This window comes from Alteromonas lipotrueae (assembly GCF_019249215.1).
Classification (GTDB): domain Bacteria; phylum Pseudomonadota; class Gammaproteobacteria; order Enterobacterales; family Alteromonadaceae; genus Alteromonas; species Alteromonas lipotrueae.
The window spans coordinates 159,825-180,105 of the sequence record NZ_JAESDI010000001.1 but is presented as its reverse complement, the minus strand read 5'-3'; the positions used below and the strand labels follow the sequence as shown (position 1 = coordinate 180,105).

15 protein-coding genes are annotated in these 20,281 nt (G+C 43.5%); 10 read left to right on the top strand and 5 right to left on the bottom strand.

Going from position 1 to position 20,281, the window contains the following annotated elements:
* Positions 1-12: 12 nt before the first annotated feature.
* Positions 13-1,743, top strand: coding sequence for an arginine--tRNA ligase (gene argS / locus JKP82_RS00755; RefSeq protein ID WP_159529532.1), 1,731 nt, complete (start codon positions 13-15; stop codon positions 1,741-1,743).
* A gap of 104 nt (positions 1,744-1,847) precedes the next feature.
* Here the strand turns inward: argS and JKP82_RS00750 are convergent, their stop codons facing one another.
* Entirely contained in the window at positions 1,848-5,036 is a 3,189-nt protein-coding gene (locus tag JKP82_RS00750) for an EAL domain-containing protein (RefSeq protein WP_218395465.1), read from the bottom strand.
* A 338-nt stretch (positions 5,037-5,374) separates the two neighbouring features.
* Between JKP82_RS00750 and JKP82_RS00745 the strand changes: the two genes are divergently transcribed.
* Positions 5,375-5,956 carry an NADPH-dependent FMN reductase gene (locus tag JKP82_RS00745; protein WP_159529536.1) on the top strand — a complete coding sequence of 194 codons (582 nt, stop codon included), beginning with the start codon at positions 5,375-5,377 and terminating at the stop codon, positions 5,954-5,956.
* Positions 5,957-5,998: 42 nt separating this feature from the next.
* Here the strand turns inward: JKP82_RS00745 and JKP82_RS00740 are convergent, their stop codons facing one another.
* Positions 5,999-6,907: a LysR family transcriptional regulator gene (locus JKP82_RS00740; RefSeq protein WP_159529538.1), complete on the bottom strand. Its 909-nt coding sequence runs from the start codon at positions 6,905-6,907 to the stop codon at positions 5,999-6,001.
* Positions 6,908-7,003: 96 nt separating this feature from the next.
* On the opposite strand from JKP82_RS00740, the gene JKP82_RS00735 reads away from it, so the two are divergent.
* The 6 genes from JKP82_RS00735 (at position 7,004) to lysS (ending at position 12,974) form a co-directional block, all read left to right on the top strand.
* On the top strand, positions 7,004-8,215 hold the full coding sequence (locus tag JKP82_RS00735; RefSeq protein ID WP_159529540.1) for a TauD/TfdA family dioxygenase: 1,212 nt from the start codon (positions 7,004-7,006) through the stop codon (positions 8,213-8,215).
* Entirely contained in the window at positions 8,215-8,835 is a 621-nt protein-coding gene (locus tag JKP82_RS00730) for an HD domain-containing protein (RefSeq protein WP_159529542.1), read from the top strand. Before JKP82_RS00735 ends, JKP82_RS00730 begins: the two co-directional genes overlap by 1 nt.
* A gap of 127 nt (positions 8,836-8,962) precedes the next feature.
* Positions 8,963-9,577 carry a DUF6515 family protein gene (locus tag JKP82_RS00725; protein ID WP_218395463.1) on the top strand — a complete coding sequence of 205 codons (615 nt, stop codon included), beginning with the start codon at positions 8,963-8,965 and terminating at the stop codon, positions 9,575-9,577.
* A gap of 94 nt (positions 9,578-9,671) precedes the next feature.
* Complete coding sequence (locus tag JKP82_RS00720; RefSeq protein ID WP_218395461.1) at positions 9,672-10,109, top strand: DUF2177 family protein; 438 nt, start codon at positions 9,672-9,674, stop codon at positions 10,107-10,109.
* A 184-nt stretch (positions 10,110-10,293) separates the two neighbouring features.
* Positions 10,294-11,392, top strand: a protein-coding gene (gene prfB / locus JKP82_RS00715; protein ID WP_126871927.1) for a peptide chain release factor 2 whose coding sequence is annotated in 2 segments (ribosomal slippage) — positions 10,294-10,368 and positions 10,370-11,392 — 1,098 coding nt in all. Because the reading frame shifts where the segments join, the coding sequence is not laid out codon by codon here.
* 25 nt (positions 11,393-11,417) lie between these two features.
* The gene (gene lysS / locus JKP82_RS00710; protein ID WP_159529548.1) at positions 11,418-12,974 is read left to right on the top strand and encodes a lysine--tRNA ligase; all 1,557 of its coding nucleotides are present in this window, start codon (positions 11,418-11,420) and stop codon (positions 12,972-12,974) included.
* Positions 12,975-13,028: 54 nt separating this feature from the next.
* On the opposite strand, the gene JKP82_RS00705 is transcribed toward lysS, so the two are convergent.
* The 3 genes from JKP82_RS00705 to JKP82_RS00695 are packed head-to-tail and all read right to left on the bottom strand — an operon-like array spanning position 13,029 to position 15,508.
* Positions 13,029-14,138: a ketopantoate reductase family protein gene (locus JKP82_RS00705; protein WP_218395459.1), complete on the bottom strand. Its 1,110-nt coding sequence runs from the start codon at positions 14,136-14,138 to the stop codon at positions 13,029-13,031.
* A gap of 8 nt (positions 14,139-14,146) precedes the next feature.
* Positions 14,147-14,950, bottom strand: a complete 804-nt coding sequence (locus JKP82_RS00700) for a pseudouridine synthase (RefSeq protein ID WP_218395457.1) — start codon at positions 14,948-14,950, stop codon at positions 14,147-14,149.
* Positions 14,951-15,508: an Hpt domain-containing protein gene (locus tag JKP82_RS00695; protein ID WP_218395455.1), complete on the bottom strand. Its 558-nt coding sequence runs from the start codon at positions 15,506-15,508 to the stop codon at positions 14,951-14,953.
* A 231-nt stretch (positions 15,509-15,739) separates the two neighbouring features.
* Here JKP82_RS00695 and JKP82_RS00690 point away from each other — a divergent pair, with 231 nt between their 5' ends.
* Entirely contained in the window at positions 15,740-18,577 is a 2,838-nt protein-coding gene (locus tag JKP82_RS00690) for a M16 family metallopeptidase (protein ID WP_218395453.1), read from the top strand.
* Between the two features lie 91 nt (positions 18,578-18,668).
* Positions 18,669-20,267, top strand: a complete 1,599-nt coding sequence (gshA, locus tag JKP82_RS00685) for a glutamate--cysteine ligase (protein ID WP_218395451.1) — start codon at positions 18,669-18,671, stop codon at positions 20,265-20,267.
* Positions 20,268-20,281 lie beyond the last annotated feature (14 nt).

Here is a 20,281-nt window from a genome sequence, read left to right as displayed (position 1 = left end):
TAAAGAACAACTATGAATATACATGCATTATTAATTAATCGATTTAGTGAAGCTTTAGAAACAATGGGTGTTGAAAACGCACCTATTCCAGTATCGCGCAGTGCTCGTCCTGAATTTGGGGAATATCAATTCAATGGCGCAATGGCGTTGGCAAAACAGCTTAGACAAAAGCCTCGCGATATTGCAGAAAAGGTTGTTGAGATTGTAAAACTTGACGATGTAGCCAGTAAACTAGAAGTGGCTGGCCCTGGCTTTATCAATGTCCATTTGAACAACGAGTGGCTGGCAAATCAGTGTGAGCTAGCGCTACACGACCCACGCATTGGCGTAGCAAAATCGCCAGAGCAAACCGTAGTGGTAGATTACTCTTCTCCAAACCTAGCTAAAGAAATGCACGTAGGGCACCTACGTACCACCATTATTGGTGATGCTGTGGTGAAGGTATTAGAGTTTTTAGGCCATAAAGTCATTCGCCAAAATCACATGGGTGACTGGGGTACGCAGTTTGGTATGTTGCTGGCGCATTTGTCAGACAAACTGGAACAAGAAGTTGCTGAAACGGCGTTATCCGATTTAGAAGACTTTTACCGTGAAGCCAAAGTGCGTTTTGATGACGAAGAAGGCTTTGCCGATCGTGCCCGTGAATACGTGGTTAAGCTTCAAGGCGGTGATGAAAAATGTCTGAGCTTGTGGGAAAAATTCATTGATGTGTCTATTGCACACTCTGAAGACGTTTATAAGAAATTAAACGTAAGCTTAACCCGTGCTGATATTATGGGTGAGTCTGCCTATAACCACGATTTAGCTAACGTGATAAGCGAGTTAAAAGAAAAAGGTATAGCAGTAGAAGACCAAGGCGCTCAAGTAGTATTTATTCCTGAGTTGGCCGACAAAGAAGGCAATCCTGCGGTTTATATTGTACAAAAATCCGGTGGCGGATATTTATATGCCACCACAGACTTGGCCGCCATGCGCTATCGTAGTGGTACGTTAAACGCCGACAGAACTCTTATTCTTACTGATGCTCGCCAAGCGCTACATTTCAAGCAAACCGAAATAGTAGGTCGTAAAGCCGGCTTTATGGAAACCACCCAAAGCTATGAACACTGCCCATTTGGCATGATGTTAGGCAGTGATGGTAAGCCGTTTAAAACCCGTACCGGCGGTACCGTTAAACTGGTTGAATTATTAGATGAAGCAGTAGAACGTGCAGGTAAATTGATTGCCGAGCGTGACAACGACTTATCAGAAGACGAATTAGCGGAAGTTGCTCGTAAAGTAGGTATCGGCGCAGTAAAATATGCCGATTTAAGTAAAAACCGTACCACTGACTATATGTTTAACTGGGACACCATGTTGAGCTTCGAAGGTAATACTGCCCCGTATTTGCAATACGCTTACACGCGGGTTAAAAGCTTATTCAGAAAAGCAGGTGTTGCTATTGAAACCATGCCAGTAGATATCAATATTGTTGAAAAACAAGAACACGCATTGTCGGTTCTGTTATTGCAGTTTGAAGAGGTGGTAGGCTTGGTATCACGTGATGCCACGCCACATGTGTTGTGTACATACTTGTACGAACTAGCTAGCGCCTTCATGAGCTTCTACGAAGCCTGCCCAATGTTAAAAGACGGCATTGAACTGGAAGTGCGAGATAGCCGTCTGGCCTTATCAGCACTTGTGGCCAACACGTTAAGCCAAGGATTGAACTTACTTGGTATAGAAACATTGGAAAAAATGTAATTCAGATAGCATAAGCGTATCGACTGAATATTTGCGAATGCAAATAATCAGCATGCGATGCCTATGTTGGTACTTAAAAAGGCTGGCACTCGTGTTGGCCTTTTTTATGCCTCGTTATCGAGAAGCTGTGGGGTAGGAGATTTCCACTCGGTTTTAGTGGACCAATGTGCGATCCAGTCAGGCATTTCTGTGGCGGGCATAGGCCTAGCAATCCCGTATCCTTGTGCCAGCTCGCAGCCCAACTCTAACAGTGATGTACCATGAGCAATGGTTTCCACCCCTTCAGCAATAACACTGCGGTTAAACGATTTAGCTAGCGCTATTACCCCCACTACAATGGTTCTATCTTCAGGATCGATTAACATATCACGCACAAAAGTTTGGTCTACCTTGATGACTTTTGCCGGCAATCGCCTTAAATAAGTGAGAGAGGAATAACCTGTTCCAAAGTCATCAATGGCAAAAGTCACACCAAGCTTTACACAATCATCCATAATTTCCGCTACTTTCTTGATATCACCTAGCTTACTGGTTTCCAATACTTCTAACTGAAACGCTTCAGGGGGAACATTGGGTACTTTAGCCAGCAGACGAGATAAGCGAATAGGAAAGTTTCTTTGCTGTATCTGTAACGCAGAAATATTCACACTAATGGGAATATGCACGCCTAATTGCTTCCAGCGACTAAATTGCTGCAATGACTCTTCGATAACCCATTCGCCAATGTCTATACTGAGTTGGTGATTTTCAATAAAAGGTAAAAAAGATGCAGGGGAGAGTATGCCTTTAACGGGATGCTTCCAGCGAATAAGGGCTTCTGCGCCAATAATTTCTCCGGTGCGCATATTTACTTTCGGCTGGTAGTAAAGCACGAACTCTCTGTTGTTTAGGGCTTTCGCTATGCTCTGGAGTATTTCATGGCGGGCTTTTATCGCGTCTTCAGACTCTATATCAAAAAGGTGATAGCAATTTTTGCCTTTCTGTTTTGCCACATACATCGCTTGGTCGGCGTGGCGGATAAGCTGGTCGGCATCGGTATTATCTGCAGGATATACAGTCACTCCGATACTGGCAGATACTTTAAGTTGATGCTCACCAATTTTAACCGGATCAGATGCTACTCTGAGCATATTCTTAACGATAGCGGCAAAATCTTGGGGTTGTTTTAGGTTTGCCAATACCGCAACAAACTCGTCTCCACCAAAGCGTGAAATGGTATCGCTGTTTCGTAGAGTTCCTTTTAAGCGATGGGCCAAAATGACAAGTAGTTCGTCACCTACACTATGACCAAAGTTATCATTTATTTCTTTGAAACCATCTAAATCGAGTAGCGCTACTGCCACAAACCCTCTGTCAGATTTACATTGGGCCAGTGCTTTGTCTAATCTCTCAGCAAGCAACGAGCGGTTAGGCAAATTAGTTAATACGTCATAATGTGCCATATGCTCTAATTTATATTGCTGTTCTTTCGCTTCAGAAATATCGCTAAATATAGCAATATAGTTCTTAACATTGCCTTCATCGTCATTGACTGCGCTCACGGTTAATAGTTGAGCGTAAACTTCATGATTTTTACGTTTGTTCCAAATTTCTCCTGCCCAATAGCCTTTACTGATAATAGATGCCCATAGGTGTCTATAGAACTCGGGAGACTGTTTTCCCGACTTGAACATGCTGGGCTTTTTACCTAACACTTCATTTCGCTTATAGCCTGTTATATCAACGAAGGTTTTGTTCACATCTATAATGTTAGCACTGCTATCTGTGATAAAAATTCCTTCTCTTGCGTGAGAGAAAACACTTGCTGATAGTTTAAGCTTTTCTTCTAAATGCTTATTCTTAGTAATATCTTGAACTAATGAGGTTACGCTTATTACATTGCCAGTCAGATCAAGAATGGGTGTGCTATACCATTCACAGATAATGGTATGGCGTAATTTGGTAACGTTTTTATTTATTTTTCGCTTTGGCGCCTTTTTCTTCAGCAATTGAGCGAATGCGTCGTCTATTTCAGTTCGAAGTTCAGGAGGTATAATGAGATCCGAGGCATGTTTACCAATCGCCTCCTCTTTTTTGTAGCCAAAAATATGTTCTGCTGATTTATTCCAATCGGTACAGATAAGCTGAGTATCCCAGGCAATGCACCCTAAAGGTGTATTTTCGATATGACTTGCTAATATATTTTTACTTTCCAGTAAGGAAGCTTGGCTATCGATAAGCCGTTTTTCTGCCTCTAACCGTGTTTTTGCCATAGAGGTAAAGCGTTGCTGTAATTTAACCAACTCGACACTACCATGTAGAGGTGCGTCGCTTACGTCTTTGCCTTCAGCAAGGGCTTTAGTTGATTGAAGCAAGGTGCGAATTGGTTTTAGTACGTTTCTTCGTACGCCCCATACAGAGACTCCCACAAGTAACATGACTATCGCGGTCAAAATACCGGCCGTTTTAATCAGACGCTCATTAATAATTTCAAGTGCGTGTTTAAGAGGAATGCCCACCGTAATATTTATTTGCTTGCCATCTTCAAATAATGGGCGTTTTACATATACCCGTTCATAAGGGTCATTACTAATAAAAGCGCTATTATCAAATGCAGTATTTGAGTTTTCTATTGCTGTGCTGGAGATATGTAATGGGGTCCCTAAGAGGTTATTGTTGGTCGGATATGCGGCAACAATTTTATTCTCGCTATCGGTAATGTAAGCAACGGTATTATCGGGTAAATGAGACTCTGAGAGTGTTTCACTCCACCATTCCAGTGAGATAACCGCTACTACTAACGCCACCACAGTATCGCTTGTGGCGTTCATTACCGGATAAGCAAAATTCACGCTGGTAAGGTTAGTTGCTCGGTCTATTTGAAACTCACCTATCGAAAATTCTCGTGTAGCTAGCGCCTCTTGAATGTATGGGCGATCGAAGACGTTTACGGGTGTTTTCATGGGGCGGGCGTTACACAGTAGTTCGCCATCTGCCCTTGGTACACCAAGGTTAATATAGTTACTATTTACCTTAAGTACATCGGCAAGAAAAGCACTGCATGTTTGGGAGTTCGGCTTTTTAACCGCGTCGAAACTGGATAGGTTTTGTAGAAAAATACGTGTTTTATCAATTAGCGTAGATTGAAATTTCGAGGTTGCCTTGGCGGTATTAACCGATTGGCTTATTGCCGCTTCTATAGCGCGCTCTCTTTCAACATATGAGTCGTAAAAAACGCCAATCAACCCTGGTAGGGCAACCATAATGATGAGGAGAATTATTCTCGACTGCAATGTCTGAAAAAGGTACGCCATGTAATTTTTCTAAATCCATTTCACGAAGGTGACTACGAAAAAGAAACGTTTTTTCGTAGTGTATAACCTTATTGAGCAGTACGTGATTTTCAAAACACACTGACAATCTGAGTAAGTATAGTAACAATACTATAAAAACGTTAACTATGATTAAAGTATTGCTTTAACTAAATTTTATTGAGTGCGTCACGACATGTTTACTCATAGAGTAGGGAACCATTTTACAGTAATGTTTAATTAACAGGCTAGGTATTCGCATTTTTTTGCCTAATAATGTAGTAATGTAACTCGCAACGGTACGTTAAATTTGTAATGGCACCAATACAGGAATTTATATTATGACGAAGCTACTCGCTTTTGCTGGCAGCACACGAAACGGCTCCTTTAATCAAGCTATACTCGGTATTGCGGCCGAAGGGGCGCGGGAGTCGGGGGCTGAAGTTACGGTCATCAATCTAGCCGACTACCCCATGTCTATCTTTAATGAAGATGAAGAAAAAGTGTCTGGTGTGCCAGAAAATGCGAGAGCCTTCAAGCAGCTGTTAACTGAACATGATGGTTTCTTAATTGCTTCTCCAGAGTACAATTCGAGTTACCCCGCATTGCTTAAGAATGCTATTGATTGGGCTAGTCGAATGGAAGAGGGCGATAAACCCATGCAGGCTTTCAAAGGTAAAACGGCAGGGATTATGGCTGCTTCCGCTGGTGGCCTGGGAGGAATGAGAGTACTGGTGGTTTTACGCATGCTGCTGGCAAACATAGGCGTTACGGTGTTACCTGCACAACTTGCTGTAGCCAAAGTGAATACCTTAATGGATGACAATGGCGTAGTGACCGACGCGAAAACCATTAAACAACTTAAAAATTTGGGTAAACAAACCGCTGAATTAACGATGAAAATGACCGCTCACGTTTTGTAGCATTTCTTTTTAGGCAATGAGCGAATAACATTCGCTCATTGCCTAGTCCTTCTCTGTTTCTTTGATAAACCACCTGATTACATTGCCTATTGCAAAGTTAGCGTATTGGTCTGAGCAAATCTGATACCCTCGTGTTTCCGATTTTAATCGTGGCCCTAATTGAATGAGTTTCCCATCAACGATAAAGGGGTTAATTAACCCTTCCCAGCCTAAGCAAAGGCCATGTCCACCAATGGCCGCTTCAACAATAAGGGGGTAATTGTTGTAACGAAATGAAATTGGGCTAGAAGAAGGCTTCACATTTAATGCTTGTGCCCAGCGTTGCCAATTTAACCACCTAAAATCATCTACATCTTTATGCAGTAAAGGAAGGTTTCTGAGGTCACTAAGCATTTGGCCTGGCTTTAAACCGTGTTTAACAGCGAAATCGGGTGAGCAAACCGGAAAAACCTCTTCGGGAATTAACATCTTTTCAAACTGATATTTACCAATTTCTGATGAGAAATGAAATAAGATATCTGCATGTGCAGTAGTAAGATCACTTAAACTATTGGTTGGTTGGATTTCAAAGAGGTAATCAGGAAAGGCTTGTTGTAAACGTTGTAGCCTAGGCATTATCCAATGAAATGCGAAGCCGAAATATGCATTAATAGATATTTTAGTTTTTGTTTCTCGAAAATCTTCTCGTGCGTTATCAGTAGCACGCAAAATAGATGATGTAGAGCCTCTTAACTCATTGTAATACTTAAGTCCTTCGATGGTAGGTGTAACGGGTTTCTTACTGCGATCAATTAAAATTCCCCCTACTATATCTTCCAGTGCGCGAATTCTTTGGGACACCAAAGGCTGTGTTATACCAAGATCTTCAGCTGCTAATGTCATAGAGCCATGTCTTACTGTAGCTTCAAAACACAATAAGCCGTTAAGTGTCGGTAACTCAGATTCTTTCATTATTACTAATTTGCATGTTAGCTATAAGGCTTTGCTACTGTAATATAAACCATGATTACTTGATACTCCTCCCGTTGATTTTTAAGGGAGATTCTCGTGCAGCAAATAGACTATGTTATCAATGAGGCGAATGCTTCCGTTTCAGCGACTGTAAATGGACAACACTATCCTTTACCTGCGTTGTGGCTACGTGAGCGTTGCCAAGATTCAGCAAGCCTAGATAAAACCACCAAACAGCGTTTTTTCGACCCACATCAATTGGATGAGGGTGTATCGCTGATTAAGGTAGAAAAGAAGCACAATCGGTTAGCTAATCTTACGTTTAGCGACGGGTATACAGGTGAGTACGATTTAAATGAGTTCGCTGCCGATTTCGACGTTTGGGACGGTGCGCCTAACGATATATCGTGGAAAAGCGACGTGGATAAATCATTATTTCATATTGATCTCGCCACATTGAAATCACAACAGGGGTTAATTAAAGGAATAGAAATATTCTTAACCTACGGGGTGCTTATTGTTGATAACGTGCCTACTGAGTCTGACGCAGTATTGGAGGTAGCAAACCTATTTGGCCATGTTAGAGAAACTAACTTCGGTAAGTACTTCGAGGTATTCACCCGTCCTAACTCAAACGATCTTGCTTATCGTTCAGTGCCTTTAGGGCCTCATACTGACAACCCTTATAGGAATCCTATGCCAGGCATTCAGCTTCTACATTGTTTGGAGAATCAGACTACAGAAGGCTTGTCGACATTGGTTGACAGTTTGTCTGTACTTGAACAGTTGAAAAAAGAAGATCCGGAAGGCTTCGCCTTGCTTTGCAAAGTTCCTGTTCGTTATCGCCACTACGACAGTGATGTTGATTTGATAGAAAGACGAACCATGATTGAGTCTGACTCTAGTGGCAGAATTACCGGTATTGCCTATAGTCCGCGATTGGATTACCTGCCGCTTTTACCCGAAGACGAAATGGTTATCTTTCATCGTGCCCGTAAACGTTTGGGGCAGTTGTTGTGTTCGCCTGAATACGAGTGGCGCTTCAGATTGGAGCCAGGTCAGCTGCAGATGTTTCACAATACCCGAGTGTTACATGGTCGCACAGGGTTTGATCCCAGTGAAGGGCTTCGTCATTTGCAGGGCGCATACATCGATATTGATGCACCAAAAGGCCGTTACAACGCGCTTAAAAGAAAGCATCGTGCAGCCCGTACCAACGATGAACTAGAAACAAAAAGTACGAACGGTGAGTTTAAAATAGCTAATACCAAGTCTACAGCAGAAACAGCAGAGATAAGAGGTAAGTGATGGAAACTGTTCAATTTCGCCAGATGAAAGACGGAACAAAAGAAGAGTATTTGTTTCTTACCAAACATGAAGATGAGTACGCGACAGGCTTGCCCGATAGAATTTTGGAAGCGCTTAAAAATTTAGAGAACACCTTATCGGGCTATCAGGTTTCACGACTTGGACACTCACTGCAATCAGCAACTCGTGCTGAAGCCGATGGCGCCGATGAGGAAATGATAGTAGCGGCACTTATTCATGATCTTGGTGATGACTTAGCGCCGCACAATCATTCGCAATATGCGGCTTCAATTTTACGCCCCTATGTACGACCTGAAGTGACCTGGATTATTAACCAGCATGGGTTATTTCAAAACGTTTATTACGCCCATTTTTTAGGGGGTGATCCGAATGAGCGCGAGTATTTAAAAGATCACCCTTGGTATCAAGCCTGTGTGGATTTTTGTGAAAAGTGGGATCAATCGTCCTTCGATCCTGATTACCCTACAAAACCACTATCACACTTTGAACCGTTAGTTAGAAAGATATTCTCTAGACCCGCATTCGACTCCAAATATGTGGGTGAACAAACTATGGGAAAAAGTGCGGTTGATATCGCCATGTCGGGGACGAGTGAGTAAAAGGGATAAGCTGAGTAAATGTTAGGTAAAGGTACAAGAAGATCTGTTCTTGTATTGGTCTATACCCCCATATAACTAAGTACACGGCATTGTCGCCGTACTCTTAATTTGTTGGGAGTAATACTTTATGAACCTATACTTAATACCCATATTCTGCTCAATCATCCTACTAAGTGCATGTGCGGCGCCGTTGCATGGCGGCGGTGCGCGTGACGGCTTTCACGGTGGAAATGCAGCAGTAAGTATAGGTGCGGGCATTGCGGCGGGCGTTGCTGTTGCTGTGCTTGCATCTCCGCGATATGAGCCGGGGTATAGAGTGAGACATTTACCTAAAGACGCAGCTTTCATTCGTCACCAAGGCATAGACTATCGATATAGAAATGGTGTGTATTATCGCAAAATGGGAGGCGATTTTACGGTAGTGATCCCACCCCCTGGTGTCATCATTCACACCTTGCCTGATCATCTTGATACTATTTTTGTCGATGGGAAAACCTACTATGTTGTAGAAGGGGTGTATTACAAACGAATAGATGGTGAGTATATCGTAGTGAAAGCACCTGTAGAGTGGTCGCGAGTAGAAACCGCTGTGTATGAAGCAGCTAAGCATTATGATGCACTTCCTGAAGGTGCGAAGCCAGTTAAAATCAATGGCACTCAGTACTTTTTGTTCGGCGGTTTATATTTTCTGCCCCAATCATCTGAAGGGAAAGTTAGCTATCTAGCGGTAAGATTGAACTAGTGTTGTGAAGGTACTAATTTTTCATATTGCTATTTTATTCATAGACATGACAAACTGAAAACCTAACGCTAGTTTATGAATGGAACGCGAGTTCATGCTACAAAAAATCATTGTATTTTCTTCCAGTATTATGCTTTCGATACTGGCCATTTTATTGTGCTTTGGTGTGCTAGATGCGTTATGGCTAGGGTGGATAGCCCGAGACTGGTATACCACTGAAATGGCGAGCTTACTGAGGGAAAACTATATTACCTGGCCTTGGGTGGTGTTCTATTTAATGTATGGTTTTGTTGTCTTTGTATTAACCGTAGTGGCGAACATAGATAAACCACTTTACTACGCAGGTATTGATGGAGCGTTGCTTGGGCTCGCCAGTTATGGTGCTTATAACCTAACCAACTACAGTATTGTTGAAGGTTTTACGCTGTTTATTACTGTAGTGGATTGGGCTTGGGGCACCTTCTTAACCAGCGCAAGCGCAATGGCGGGCTGGGCTGGATTTCAATTTATGAGAAAAACCAATAATAGTTAACTTCAGGCAGTTTTCTTGCTTTACTAAAGGCGTCATTCTCGGCCTTTTATGGCGCGTTTCTAATGATTAGACAGGCAGTGAAACTAATACCCTGAAAACCTGCCTTTTATTTCGTTAACCTCTATCAAATTTCGTCCAAATTCGGTACTATCCGCGGTCTTATTTTACAGTTGATACGCGGACTATGTTTGAAGTAAACCCCGTTACCAATGCGATAAAAGATATCCGCGAGCGCACCGACGCGCTTAGGGGGTACCTTTGACTTTGATGCAAAGTCAGAGCGCTTAGAAGAAGTTAACCGAGAGCTTGAGAGCTCCGAGGTATGGAACGAGCCTGAACGCGCACAAGCGTTAGGCAAAGAAAAGGTGGCCTTAGAGCTGGTTGTAGAAACGATTCACAACCTTGAGCAGGGCACCGAAGACGTTGAAGGTTTGCTTGAACTCGCCGTTGAAGCAGAAGATGAAGAAACTTTCGATGAGGCCAACAAAGAACTAGAAGGCCTGCTGGAGCAACTTGAAAAGCTTGAGTTTCGCCGCATGTTTTCACAACCTAATGATGCCAACGATTGTTATATTGATATTCAATCTGGTTCTGGCGGTACAGAAGCGCAAGACTGGGCGAATATGCTCCTTCGCATGTACCTTCGTTGGGGGGAAGCCCACGGCTTTAAGACCGAACTTATTGAAGTGTCTGATGGCGATGTCGCAGGTATTAAAAGTGCCACCTTGCGTATTGCAGGGGAATATGCTTTTGGTTGGTTGCGTACCGAAACGGGCGTGCATCGCTTAGTGCGTAAGTCACCTTTTGATTCAGGTAACCGCCGTCATACGTCGTTTTCATCAGCGTTTGTTTATCCTGAAGTGGATGACGATATCGATATTGATATAGACCCTTCAGATTTACGTATTGATACTTACCGCGCATCTGGCGCGGGTGGCCAACACGTAAACAGAACAGATTCAGCGGTACGTATTACTCACGAACCTACAGGTATTGTAGTGCAGTGCCAAAACGACCGCTCGCAGCATAAAAACAAAGATCAGGCGATGAAGCAACTGAAAGCGAAACTCTACGAGTACGAGCTTCAAAAGCAAAACGCCGAGAAACAAGCGATGGAAGACAGCAAGTCAGATATCGGGTGGGGAAGTCAAATTCGTTCATACGTACTAGACGACTCTCGTATTAAAGATTTGCGTACTGGCGTGGAAACACGCAACACTCAGGCCGTGCTAGATGGTGGCCTGGATAAATTTATCGAAGCCAGCCTTAAATCAGGGCTGTAATCCGAACAACGAAAGTGAATAGGTTATGACTGACCAACAAACCGACGAAAATAAATTAATTGCTGAGCGCCGAGCAAAACTAAGCGCAATTCGTGAGCAGTGCCGTGCAAATGGCTTCCCAAACAGCTTCCGTCGTGAAAACTATGCTGACGAACTTCAAGGCAAGTTCGGTGAACTAGATAAAGAAACCTTGCAAGAGCAGGGCAATAAAGTAAGCATTGCTGGCCGTATTATGGCTAAGCGTGGCCCGTTTATGTTGCTACAAGACATGACTGGTCGCATTCAAGCTTACGCTGATAAAGATACCCAAAAAGCCCTTAAAGCGCAGTACGGTGCGTTAGATATTGGTGATATTATTGGTGTTGCTGGTGTATTGCATAAGTCGGGTAAAGGCGATTTATATGTGAACATGGAAGAGTATGCATTGCTAACGAAAGCACTGCGCCCTCTACCAGAGAAGTTCCATGGCCTAAGCGACCAAGAAACCAAATATCGTCAGCGTTACGTTGACCTTATTACCAGTGAACAAACGCGCAAAACCTTTATGATCAGAAGTAAGATTGTAAATGGTATTCGTAACTACCTCACCCAGCGCGACTTCCTTGAAGTAGAAACGCCTATGCTGCAGGTTATTCCCGGTGGTGCAACTGCAAAGCCGTTTGTTACTCATCACAATGCGTTAGACATTGATATGTACTTGCGTATTGCCCCAGAGCTTTACTTGAAGCGTTTAGTAGTAGGTGGTTTCGAGCGCGTGTTCGAAATTAACCGTAACTTCCGTAACGAAGGGCTTTCAACACGTCATAACCCAGAGTTCACTATGTTGGAATTTTATCAGGCCTATGCTGATTTCAATGACCTGATGAACTTAACAGAAGACATGTTGCGTACTCTTGCCGAAGATATTTTAGGTTCTAGTGTTATTACTAACACCAACAAAGATACTGACGGTAACGTGGTTTCAGAAGTGCAGTACGACTTTGGTAAGCCGTTCGAGCGCTTAAGTATGGGCAACGCTATTCTTAAATACTGGCCAGAAGCCAATGAAGCCGCTATTCGCGACCCAGAAGCTAACCTTGATGCACTTAAAGCCATGGCGAAACAGCTGCATATTAAAGAGCCTGAAGTTGACGGTATTTGGGGCGCTGGTAAGTACTTGTGTGAAATCTTCGAAGCCACCGCAGAAGAGAAGCTTGAACAGCCTACGTTTATTACAGAATACCCGTGGGAAGTATCGCCTCTTGCTCGTCGTAACGATGAAAACCCATTCATTACTGACAGGTTTGAATTCTTCGTAGGCGGCCGTGAGCTTGCTAACGGTTTCAGCGAGTTAAATGACTCTGAAGATCAAGCCAAGCGTTTCTCTAAGCAAGTGGAAGAGAAAGATGCCGGCGATGATGAAGCAATGCATTACGACGAAGATTACATTCGTGCGTTAGAGTACGGTTTACCGCCTACGGCCGGTGAAGGTATTGGTATTGACCGTTTGGCTATGCTATTTACTGACAGCCCAACGATTAAAGACGTGATTTTATTCCCGCATATGAAACCTGAAGTTTCAAAAGGCACCGAAGAAGAATAAGCTGCGCAAATGACGTTATACTTAGCTAACGTTATAAAAAACAGCTCACAGCACTTAGGCTAAACGCGCTTTGACTTGTTGTGTAAGAAGGGTATTGAGGGGAACTTCAATACCCTTTTTTTGTGCCATTTTGACAATGTAGCCATTAATGGCTTCAATCTCGGTTTGCCGATGATTTAGCACGTCTTGATGCATGCTGGAGTAATTACTGCCAGTAAGGCCAGCAACGTTGATTACTTGTTGTTCGATTTTATTAGCATCAAAACACTGACCACAGGCGTTTGCCACTTCAGCAAATTCTTCACAAAGCGTTTTGCGTTCTTTCGCAAACTGCTCATCAGCAATATGGCTATTTGTCACATTATTTAGGGCAGTTAATGGGTTTATCACCACATTAATCGCAAGCTTGGCCCACAAAGCTTTCATGATGTCAGTTTGATAACTCACTGGTGGAAGTAGCGCATATAAAGTGTGACACACACTTTTCGCCCACTCAGGCATAGTGAGTTGTTTGTGCGAAACCAAATGGGGGGCAATACCAATCTGGGTGGCGCCCACACCGGTGTAAATAATCTGAGTTGTCGTGCGCTTCATCGCCCCATGGCTGGTGGTCGCAAGCAGCAATGGTTGCTTGGCTGGCAATATAGATGTCGCTATTTCATACCCACCCATACCATTGTGTAGAAGCACTACAGGGGTACTTTTATCGATTAATGGCAGCCATTGAGTAAGCGCGGTTTTCAAGTGGTGCACTTTTAAAGGCAATACCAAAATATCGTTAGGCGAAAGATGTGGCTTGTTACTGTTGATTTGCGTAATGGGGTATTCGGTACCGTCAGTCCATTCTATTAACAAGGGGGTGGGTGTCTCATTGTCATTTTTTAAATAGGGTGTGGGTGTCTCAGTTTTAGATGGCTCAAATTTAGGTTTCCCTATACTCGCATTCTCGACTTGAAATACTGAGTTTCTTGGGTAAAGCGCGTAAGGAATTGCTTGTTTTTCTGCAGCCCCTGCGAGTAAAGAACCAATAGCGCCACTGCCCGCAATGTGGATTTTTTTTATTTCGAGCTGCTCAGTCTTAAAATTGCCTTGTGCCTGCGAGTTGCCCTCACCCAATAGGTTTTCTGTTTTTTGCACGCCTTGCCTGGCCTTTTTACCTTTCATTTCTTACATCAAGCCTTGCTAACTAACTGTAATAAAGAAGGGGCAATTACAGGCCAATTAAAGCTATCTGGCTCAGGTAATTCAGTAAGCCAATTGCTTACTTCACTATCAGTAAATAAATCACCAGAGAGTATCGGCGCTTTGACTAAAATAGTGCGAGAGGGAAGGGGAATGCGCAGCCAGCCAGCATGTAAATGTAATCTATCGGATGGTGCACCGCTGTAAAGTGTGTCGCCAAGTATCGCTGCACCCATACTCTTAAGAGCGACTCGAATTTGATGGGTTTTACCTGTAAGCGGTTTTACGATAAATCCGCGATAGCCAGGTTTAGCAGATTGACTAAAAAACTGGGTGACTGCAGGGTTATCTTTGCTTTTAAGCAGCATGAATTGGCCGCCGCGGCGGTTTTTCATATCGCCTACAATGGTACCTTGTTTCTTTTTCGGCTTGTCGGCACTAATGGCTAAGTAGTATTTGCTAACTCGACGGGATGCAAAGGCCTCACCAATAAGTGCTGCTGTTTGGGTATTTTTGGCTAAGCACAAACAGCCAGAGGTACCGGTATCTAAGCGATGACAAAGGTGAAGTTGACTAAAACCAGTTTGTTCGCGAAGCAGGCTAACAATACCTAATGCATGTGTGTCTATATTACTGATATAACCCGAGTCAGCGCTTCCACCGGTTTTTATGTTCTCACCAGTTCCCGTGCTCTCAATATTCGTAGTATTAGCATTGTCATGCATGGCAATGCCGGAGGGCTTGTTGACGATAAGCACATCGTTATCGTCAACTAAAATAGGTATTTCGCTCACTTAGGCTTTTTCAAGTAGGGCGATGGCTTCGTCGTAGTCTAGTTCGTCTACCGCGTCTTCAATTCCTTGCTTTGTTTCAGGCGGTAGCGAAAGTGCGCTTAACCATTCATCAAGCGTCGATTGAGAAATGAACTCACTGGCCTTTAATGCAGCCATAAATTGCTCACGAGCTTGGGTAGCAACTGCGCTAGTTGCTTCAGGCGCAGCGGGCTCAGGAGTTGCCGATAGTGCATCTACAGCCGCTATGGTTTCATCAACAAGAGCAGAAAAACTGGCGTAGTCATCAGGAAGGCATTTGTCGTTTCTAACGCTTGCTTCAACGGGTTTACTGGCGTGATGCAACGCAAATAGCCCCAAGTTTCCTGCTACACCTTTCAGCGTATGGATTAAAGAGTATGCCTCGTCGAAATTTTCTTCTTTCACTAATCGCTGTAAATCATCGTTTGCTGAGCGATATTCATCTGAAAACTTATTTAATAAGGTTAACAACAGTGTTTTATTACCACTTAGTTGAGACATGCCAAATTCAAAATCTAAGACTGTTGCGAGCTGATCCATGTAAGTTCCTTTAACTACGTTTTTTGTTCTGTGTTCACTGCCAGTGTATTTCAGAATTTTATAAATTAATACAATGATAGCAAGTCAGAGCAAGTAAAGCGTTAAAAAGTCTGGTAGTCTTCGATGAAACGTATGCCCCAGGCCATTGTCTCAACGGTTGTATTATTATAGACGCTAGTGTGATGCGAGTTAAATGCATTATAAAAGCGAGGCCACCTAGAAGGATCCAGCATGTCAGGAAGTTTGGCGTTTCGCCTTATTGTTGCAGTTTTTGCTATTAGCGTACTTAACGGATGCCAACGGGCAAACGTAGATACCCCCGCCGATAGCTCCGCAGTTACTATCCCCTACGAAAAGTACACGCTCAGTAATGGATTAACGGTTATTCTTCACGAAGACCATTCAGATCCCCTCGTTCATGTAGATGTGACTTACCACGTAGGCTCTGCGCGTGAAGAAGTGGGTAAGTCTGGTTTCGCGCACTTTTTCGAGCATATGATGTTTCAAGGCTCGAAACACGTGGCAGATGAACAGCATTTTAAAGTGATCACCGAAGCCGGCGGAAGTTTGAACGGCTCGACAAATACCGACAGAACTAATTACTACGAAACTGTGCCGGCTAACCAACTCGAAAAGGTGTTGTGGCTAGAAGCAGACCGTATGGGGTATTTGCTTGAAGCGGTAAACCAAACTAAATTTGAAAATCAACGTGAAACCGTTAAGAACGAGCGTGCTCAGCGAGTGGATAACCAGCCTTACGGACTAAGGCATGAACTCAATGGCGAAGCAATGTATCCAGAAGGGCACCCTTATTCATGGATGACCATTGGTTACGTTGAAGACTTAGACCGCGTTAACGTGAACGACCTTAAAGCTTTTTTTAAACGCTGGTATGGGCCAAATAATGCAGTGTTGACCATAGGTGGTGATATAAATACTGCCAAAACCAAAGCATTAATAGCCCAATATTTTGGTGATATTCCAAAAGGACCTGAAGTAAAAGATCCTGAACCACAGCCTGTGACCCTATCTGAAACACGCTATATGACGTTAGAAGATAAGGTGCACCTGCCGTTGCTACAAATTACTTTTCCAACCGTTTATGCGCGTCACCCTGATGAAGCACCATTAGATGTGTTATCCGACATACTAGGTGGCGGTAAAACGTCTTTGTTTTATAAAAATTTAGTGAAAGAAGGCATGGCAGTCCAAGCCGTCGTGTCACACCCGTGCCGCGAGCTGGCCTGTGAATTTCAACTAATTGCGTTAGCTAACCCCGCAAAAGTACAGTCACTTGATGAACTTCACCAGGTAATAGAAGCCACACTGGCTGAATTTGAAACCCGCGGTGTAAAAGCCGACGATTTAGCGCGAACCAAAGGTAGTATTGAAGCATCAACAGTATTTGGCTTACAGAGTGTAGCTGGCAAAGTGACTGCGCTAGCGGCCAATGAGACTTTTTATCAAACGCCAGACTTAGTGTCTGAAGATATCGCGCGCTATAATTCTGTGACCGCTGAAGACGTGATGCGTGTGTATAAAAAATATATCAAAGGCGCCAATAGTGTGGTGTTGAGTATTGTGCCTAAAGGCCAGCCTCAACTTCAAGCGGCAGAGCCAACCTTTGAACGTCCTGTACGAACGTTACCCGAAACTGAACCTGATGATCACGAATATACATCTTCACCATCTAGTTTCGATAGAACTATACCGCCTAAAGCAGGCGAAGCGCCTGTGGTCACGGTACCGGATTATTGGGAGCGTGAACTCAGCAATGGCGTAAATGTAATGGGGGTGACTGTGAGTGAGACACCTACTGTCACATTAACCCTTAGCATGGATGGCGGTATGTTGCTAGACGCTGAGGGTAAAGCGGGTACAGCGTACCTCACCGCGTTAATGATGAATGAATCTACTCAAAACTACACGAATGAAGAATTAGCGAACGAACTTGCTAAGTTAGGCAGTTCAATTCGATTTAGTGCGGCAGGACGATACTCTCAGGTCTATGTATCTACATTAACTAAAAACGTGATGCCAACCTTGGCACTACTTAAAGAGAAGTTCTTCAACCCTGCTTTTGCACAAAGTGATTTCGTTAGAATGAAAGAGCGAGTGTTGCAAGGCTTGCAACAGCAAGCGAAAACGCCATCTAGTTTGGCTCGCCGCGCCAGAGATTTAGTATTATTCGGCGCAGATAATCGCGTAAGTTTACCTGATGAAGGCACTATTGAAACCGTGCAGGCCATCACACTTGACGATGTGAAGCAGTTTTATAACCAATACTACTCTCCGAGTAAAGCGAGTGTCGTAGTCGTTGGCAATATGAGTTCTGATGCGGTAGTAGATGCATTAGATTTTGTGGCGCAATGGGAAGGTGAGACATATACCTTTGAAGATTATGATGCATTCCCTACCTACGATAAGAATCAGGTCTTTTTAATAAAGAGCCCAAGTGCGGTTCAATCTGTAGTTTATATCGTTAAACGCAGCTTACCTTTCGATGCAACTGGCGATTACTTTAAATCTCGTTTAGTTAACTTCCCACTGGGCGGCGGCTTTAATAGCCGGATAAATCTGAATTTGCGCGAAGATAAAGGCATTACCTATGGCGCGAACAGTGCGTTTATGGGAGGCAAAACGTTAGGTTGGTTTGAGGTTGGAACCGATCTTACTGCTGCGAATACAGCCGAAGGCATTTCTGAAGTTTTTAAAGAAATAAATCAGTATATCGATAACGGCGCGACAGGCGAAGAAATTCAATTCATGCGTAATGCGTTTACGTTAAGCGATGCGTTAGAGTTTGAAACCCCCAATAGTAAGGCGCGCTTTCTTCGTCAATTGCAAAGCTATGGACTTGAAAAAGGCTACAGAACAGAGCAAATTGAGATAATTAATAGCATTAGCAAAGACGAAATTAACGCACTGGCTAAGCAGTATTTATCGACAGATGCGCTGCAAGTTATCGTTGTTGGCGACAAAAATGCGATTCTTGAGCAACTGGAGTCGTTAAATATGCCGATCATCGAATTATCAGTAGATACCAATAGTAGAGAACAGATAAACTAAGTGCCTGATAGCAAGTTATCAGCAATGGTGACTTGAATTTAATATGTTGTTCCCCATTTTGAGGGGAACAACTCATCCATGGATATGAACATTGACTGTAAACTCAACGTGTTTCAACAAGCGTTTGGCTGCGCTTAAATCACCTGAATTTTTAACGGCACTTACGCAAATAAAGCGTGGTGTTGAGCGTGAAGCATTACGAATTAAGCCAAACGGCGCTCTGTCGCAAGAGCCTCATCCAAAGGCGTTGGGTTCAGCGCTAACGCACGACACGATAACCACTGACTTTTCCGAGTCTTTGTTAGAGTTTATTACGCCCCCAGAAAGTAGCGCCGCTACTACTATTACGCAGTTGCAAGATGTTCACAAGTACACCATTGATAATATTGGTAACGAGCAAATTTGGCCCCTCAGCATGCCATGTTTTATCGAAGATGAAGCACATATCCCTATTGCTTATTTTGGCGAATCTAATATTGGTAAAATGAAGCGAGTATATCGAATTGGGTTAAAAAACCGCTACGGCAGCATGATGCAGGCGATTGCTGGCGTACATTTTAACTTTTCTTTTTCCGATGATTTCTGGAAGCAATGGGCAGAGCTTAACGGTACTGAGCATAGCCAAGATCAAACTTCAGCCAACTACTTTTCATTGATCAGAAACTACCGTCGCTACTGCTGGATAATCCCTTTTCTATACGGTGCATCACCTGCATTGTGTGGTTCGTTTTTGAAAGGAAAAGAGCACGCATTACCGTTTGAAAAAGTGGGTAAGGGCACGTATTACATGCCGTATGCCACGTCATTGAGAATGAGTGACTTGGGATATACCAGTGCTGAGCAGTCGTCGCTTAAAATTTGCTATAACCAGTTAGATAACTATGTTCGGCTGCTTCGTGGTGCTATGGATACGCCGTCAAATCGTTTTAGTAGCTTTGCTGCTGGCGACGGTGGTAACTATCAGCAGCTCAGCCGTAATATTTTACAGATTGAGAACGAGCTGTATTCGCCAATACGGCCCAAGCAACCTACGCAATCGATGGAAAAGCCTACCGACGCACTGGTTAAGCGCGGCATCAGCTACATTGAAGTGCGTGCGTTAGATGTAAATCCCTTTTCGCCCATTGGTATTAGCCAAACCCAATTCGATTTTCTCGATGTGTTCTTACTGACGTGTTTGTTGAAGCCAAGTGCTGAACTAGACGAAGCGCAGTTAAATGAAGCAAAAGACAACATGAATCGAGTGGTATTAGAAGGCAGAAAACCTAATTTGGCGCTTATTCGCGATAATGAGGAAACAACATTAACGGCGTGGGCTTCATCATTGTTTGACGAGTTTGAGCAAGTGGCAGAGATACTCGACTTGGCAAATGACACAACACGATATAGTGACGCGGTTGCCGCAGAGTCGATGAAAGTTGCAAATCCAGCGCTAACCCCTTCAGGCGTGCTTTTAGAGGAATTGCTTAAACATGACAAAGATAATGGTGTTTATGGCTTAGAGCTAGCTGCACGTTATCAAGAGCAGATGAAAGGTTTCGATTATCAGCAAACTACGGAAGCTATGTTTGCTGATGCCGCTGAGACGTCGTTAGCTGCGCAAGCCGATGTGGAAGCCGCTGATACGAAAGACTTCGACAGCTTTATTCGTGATTACTTCAACGAACCGCAAGCAAAAAAAAACGCCTGATAGAAATCAGGCGT

Bases quoted from the DNA above. Each gene is read 5' to 3' on its own strand.
- JKP82_RS00750 (WP_218395465.1), bottom strand. From the start codon at position 5,036: ATGGCGTACCTTTTTCAGACATTGCAGTCGAGAATAATTCTCCTCATC.
- JKP82_RS00695 (WP_218395455.1), bottom strand. From the start codon at position 15,508: ATGGATCAGCTCGCAACAGTCTTAGATTTTGAATTTGGCATGTCTCAA.
- JKP82_RS00745 (WP_159529536.1), top strand. From the start codon at position 5,375: ATGACGAAGCTACTCGCTTTTGCTGGCAGCACACGAAACGGCTCCTTT.
- JKP82_RS00690 (WP_218395453.1), top strand. From the start codon at position 15,740: ATGTCAGGAAGTTTGGCGTTTCGCCTTATTGTTGCAGTTTTTGCTATT.
- argS (WP_159529532.1), top strand. From the start codon at position 13: ATGAATATACATGCATTATTAATTAATCGATTTAGTGAAGCTTTAGAA.
- JKP82_RS00725 (WP_218395463.1), top strand. From the start codon at position 8,963: ATGAACCTATACTTAATACCCATATTCTGCTCAATCATCCTACTAAGT.
- JKP82_RS00730 (WP_159529542.1), top strand. From the start codon at position 8,215: ATGGAAACTGTTCAATTTCGCCAGATGAAAGACGGAACAAAAGAAGAG.
- JKP82_RS00720 (WP_218395461.1), top strand. From the start codon at position 9,672: ATGCTACAAAAAATCATTGTATTTTCTTCCAGTATTATGCTTTCGATA.
- JKP82_RS00705 (WP_218395459.1), bottom strand. From the start codon at position 14,138: ATGAAAGGTAAAAAGGCCAGGCAAGGCGTGCAAAAAACAGAAAACCTA.
- JKP82_RS00740 (WP_159529538.1), bottom strand. From the start codon at position 6,907: ATGAAAGAATCTGAGTTACCGACACTTAACGGCTTATTGTGTTTTGAA.
- lysS (WP_159529548.1), top strand. From the start codon at position 11,418: ATGACTGACCAACAAACCGACGAAAATAAATTAATTGCTGAGCGCCGA.